The organism is Desulfobacula phenolica, assembly GCF_900105645.1.
GTDB classification, from domain to species: Bacteria; Desulfobacterota; Desulfobacteria; order Desulfobacterales; family Desulfobacteraceae; genus Desulfobacula; species Desulfobacula toluolica.
The window spans coordinates 1-1,454 of the sequence record NZ_FNLL01000049.1 but is presented as its reverse complement, the minus strand read 5'-3'; the positions used below and the strand labels follow the sequence as shown (position 1 = coordinate 1,454).

1 protein-coding gene is annotated in these 1,454 nt (G+C 37.3%); it reads right to left on the bottom strand.

Going from position 1 to position 1,454, the window contains the following annotated elements:
* Nucleotides 1-374: 374 nt before the first annotated feature.
* Nucleotides 375-1,205 (bottom strand): DUF2971 domain-containing protein, encoded by an 831-nt coding sequence (locus BLT94_RS21710; protein ID WP_092238852.1) that lies wholly within the window; start codon nucleotides 1,203-1,205, stop codon nucleotides 375-377.
* Between the last annotated feature and the right edge of the window lie 249 nt (nucleotides 1,206-1,454).

The window sequence follows — 1,454 nt, the reverse complement described above, 5'->3', positions numbered from 1 at the left end:
CGCGGAACCACCAAGCTCATGCATTGCAATAAAAAGAGGTTCTAACAAATCATCATATGTTGGTGCTGACATAATAGTTCCTTTGATCTCTAACGGTTGGGTAACGGGCAGCAAGGGTTTCCAAAAAAGTTAATTGAAAGCACATCATTGAAAAGTTTTTCAACCTTTAAAAAGAAGGAGACCCTTGCTGTCCGGTTCACCCGCTGGTTAGCAAAAAACAATCATATATTGAGATCTGTTGATAGAAAAAAGGGCCAAGTTGGCCGTTGAATCTTGCTATTGATTGGCCCAACCAAATTATCCAAATCAGTAATAAAGGCGGATTAAGAAGCAATTTTTATTTAACTGCCTTTTTTGTTATTTTATAGGCCTCATTAAATTCGATATGGAATGCTTGACTGATTTACCGTCCATCGTTTAACGTTATTGTTTGAAAGGTAAGTGCCCACACTATCCATAGACAGATCACCGGTGGGGCCAGGCCCGACTACAATATGCCTAATAGGCACATCATTTTTATCGTCTGCAAGATTAACCTCTACATAAGGAACCAGGGCTGATTTGCCAATTCTCATTTTATGCCGGACGTCACTTGTAAATATCACATTCGAAGCAATCCGCCATTCACGTTCTTCCCTGAATGACGGGTGCTTAATAAACGGTGCGGTTTTCTCAAAATCTGCAACAAAATTAAAAGCTGCTTTATCCACAATTTTTAAAATATATTCCAAGTCCGCATTTTTATTTTTAGCCGGTGACGTATATTGAATCGCTCGGTTTATAATTTTTTTCATTAATTCATTTTGCTTCTTCTGATCATATATGCAGCGTGCAAGCGTGAACCCCTGCGGCAATATGGTCTTTTGAATTAATTTTTTTGAAAAACCTATGCTGTATCCAGAGCCCTCCGGACAATAGCCCCTCCATTGGCTTAATAAATCCCCTTCTTCTGATAAGGATGCTACAAAAATATTTAGGTTTTTAATTTGTTCTAATTTATCGGTCAGTTTGTTGAAAAGTATATCTAAGACGGAATCTTTTCTCTTTTCCCTTTTTTCTTTTATTATTGTTTTGGATACTTCAATAGCGTGATTAAACTCCATAAAATCATTGAGGTATTGAATTTTAGAGGCCCAAATGCCTTTTGATTCCATAATGCCCATGAGGCCTACATGATTTGTATAATGGTAAAGAAGTTTTTCCATTGGTAGCTGTTATTATCCGGGTTTAAATCTGCGCCCCTTTAAGGAACGTATCAATGGTTTGAGATCAAATAGAGTTGAGTCGTGTTTTTTATAAATTCTTTGAAAGAATCTGTTTTGATAGTAACATGGAGCATGCACATTGTACCATCCCTGCTAACGCTTGGGTAACGGGCAGCAAGGGTTACCAAAAAAGTTAATTGAAAGCACATCATTCAAAAGTTTTTTCAACCGTTAAAAAGAAGGAGACCC

What these genes read in the sequence shown, in the direction of transcription:
- BLT94_RS21710 (WP_092238852.1), bottom strand. Translation starts at nt 1,205, where the DNA reads ATGGAAAAACTTCTTTACCATTATACAAATCATGTAGGCCTCATGGGC.